At 58.5% G+C, this 2,668-nt stretch carries 3 protein-coding genes; all 3 read right to left on the bottom strand.

Features of this window, described 5'->3' with window-relative positions:
- Positions 1 to 290: IS110 family transposase (locus E4K65_RS46510; protein WP_135179741.1), on the bottom strand; the 290-nt coding region annotated here is incomplete at its 3' end.
- Between the two features lie 320 nt (positions 291 to 610).
- On the bottom strand, positions 611 to 1,642 hold the full coding sequence (locus E4K65_RS46505) for an IS110 family RNA-guided transposase (protein ID WP_135179740.1): 1,032 nt from the start codon (positions 1,640 to 1,642) through the stop codon (positions 611 to 613).
- 724 nt (positions 1,643 to 2,366) lie between these two features.
- Positions 2,367 to 2,668: hypothetical protein (locus E4K65_RS48395; RefSeq protein ID WP_209312168.1), on the bottom strand; the 302-nt coding region annotated here is incomplete at its 5' end.

Raw genomic sequence — 2,668 nt, 5'->3', positions numbered from 1 at the left:
CAAATGGCTTCCGCATCGTTCTGGTCGTTCTTGTTCGACTTGACGTATGGCGTCACGAACTGAGGGCTGATCAGTCGGACCTGATGGCCAAGCTCCGTGAGCACGCGAGCCCAATAGTGTGCCCCGTTGGAAGCCTCCATGCCGACCAGGCAGGCCGGTAAATTGGCGAAAAAGCCGGCCACCGCATCGCGACGCAACCTCTTTCGCACAACGACTTTCCCGTGGTTGTCGACGCCGTGAACTTCGAAGACATACTTCGCCAGATCTAGACCTATGCGAACGACCTGCATGACATCCTCCTTCACTGCAGTTGACGTTCGAGATTCCACCGCAGCAAGGGCGGGGTCCATACCATTGGCTCCGGGTTGGCAAGAGTTTTCTTCACGCCTGCAGCATTGGTCGTAGCAGCCATGTGTTCGGCCTGTTCGTGCGGTACCCATGACCGCTGGCCATAATGCCCTCCGCGGATCAGGTCCCGGTCAAAAGCACGCATTCGAAGATGCCATGGCCCATGTGGGTTGTCCTGATCGCCGGATCGACCGGCACTGCATTACGTGCTGTCCGCCCTCCCAACCGTTACGTCACACCGGGTTGTCCGGTGTGATTTCGTTCACGCCGCGAGAGCGGCGGGTTCCTTGTAATCTTCATTCTTAGCCATCATCGCCCATGTCATTCTGGCGAGCTTGTTGGCGAGCGCAATTGCGGCGACCTTAGTCGGTCGGCGCGCCAACAGCGCGGTGAGCCAAGGCCGATGCCCCGTGCCGTGGATCTTGGCATAGCGGATCACGGCGAGCGCGCCAGCCGTGAACAGGCTACGCAAATAGCGATCGCCTTGCTTGCTGATACTGCCGAGCTTGTCCTTACCCCCGCTCGAGTTCTGCTTCGGCACCAGCCCGACCCAGGCCGAGAAATCCCGCCCGGATCGGAAGGCCTTGGCATCAGCAACGCTCGCGACTAGCGCCGTTGCCAGCGCTGGCCCGACGCCGGGGATCGCATCCAGCCGCCTGCTCGTCGCATTTGATCGATGCCAGGCGATGATGCGTCGGTCGAACTCCAGGATTTGGGTCTTCATTGCGCGCAATTGGCTGCCAAGAGCAGCAAGACACGCGCGGGCCACCTCGGGCAGCCGATAGTCGGCTTTATCGGCGACGACCTCCAGCAGTTGCTCGACACCCCTGCGCCCGACAGGGGCGATAATCCCGAACTCGGCGAGATAGGCGCGGATTGAATTGATCACGGCAGTCTGCTGGCGGATGAAGAGATGGCGCGCTCGGTGAAGCATCAGACAGCTCTGTTGCTCCACCGTCTTGGTCGGCACGAACCGCATGCTAGGTCTCGCGACCGCCTCGCAAATTGCCTCCGCGTCGGTGGCGTCGTTCTTGTGTCGCTTGACGTAGGGTCTCACATAGGCCGGAGGCATCAATCGCACCGTATGACCCAACGTCTGTAACTCGCGGGACCAATAGTGCGATGACGCGCAAGCCTCGATCCCTACCAAGCATGGCGGTAGCTTCTGGAAAAATGTCAGGACGTGTCGGCGCCGCAGCTGACGGCGCATGACCACCTGGCCGACTGCATCAACACCATGCACTTGGAAGACCGACTTCACGATATCCAGACCGATTGTCGAAATTGACTGCATAGCTTGCTCCTCCGAATCGTGGGAGCCTCAAACGGCGCCCACTCCTTGGCACTCTCGTGCCCGTGGAGGAGCCGTCCACAGCATCACAAGCAGAAGCTCATCCGCCGTCAAGGGTCCGTTTACCAGCACCCCGATGCGGTTCGATGAACCAATTAATGACAGTCGCAACTGGCTATCAACATTTGGTACTCTTGGCGGATGGCGGGGTCGATAATACTCAAGGTTTTTCGAGTTGTGAGCCTGCTCTGCTTATGCATCGTAGGGATTGCAGTCGTTGTAGTCCCCTTGGAGCTTGTCGCCTACCCTCTACTAAAATCCATCGGTTGCGGCTGGTCCGAGGGACAGCAACGCTTCGCTTGCGCAGCTGGCTGGCTCGGTGACTTCATGTCGAACGTTCTCAACCTGCCGATAATGTTCTCTAACGCGCGAGAGCTTACGTTCGGCGCCTCAGCATCGTTCGGGCGCGGGATAGCGGTCTACTTGTTCGACGCAATCTTCATTCTCGCGCTGGCATATCCTCTACTGATACTCTTTGCACGGAAAGGCGGAGGGCGAAGCAACTAACGTCCGCAATGGGATCAACAGCGCGGGCTTGACGGGCGCTGTGCCACTTCCGGTCCGCCCCGGTTATCAGACCATGTCTGAGCCAAACTGCACTTCGCCGTTGGGCCATAAGCCGACTCCATCCAACGAACCGAGCTTTGCCGAGACGCCGGGCCAAGTACTAAGCATCGCCGATTGCATCTAGAACGAACTTTATTGGATCGGGGGGAGGCGTATGATTCACCCCGAATGGCTCTCTAAGCCAGCCCTTCTCTCCGTTCACCAATATCGGCGGAAATGCGGGAACGTCGAAATACGCCACTTCCCAGAAGGAAACGAGTTGGTTGGCTTCTTTGGAAACTAGCCTAAGCTCCAGAGTGCGGCCAGTGGTCCCACTGGCACTTTGGTGATGGGAAGGAGCAGTTTCATCGATCAGCAAGCGCAGATGTGGCTCCGATATTTGCGGCATGAGATATCGTCCGA

Source organism: Bradyrhizobium niftali, from assembly GCF_004571025.1.
GTDB lineage: Bacteria > Pseudomonadota > Alphaproteobacteria > Rhizobiales > Xanthobacteraceae > Bradyrhizobium > Bradyrhizobium niftali.
Note: the sequence above shows the minus strand (reverse complement) of the source record. Positions and strands in the feature narration are given on the sequence as shown.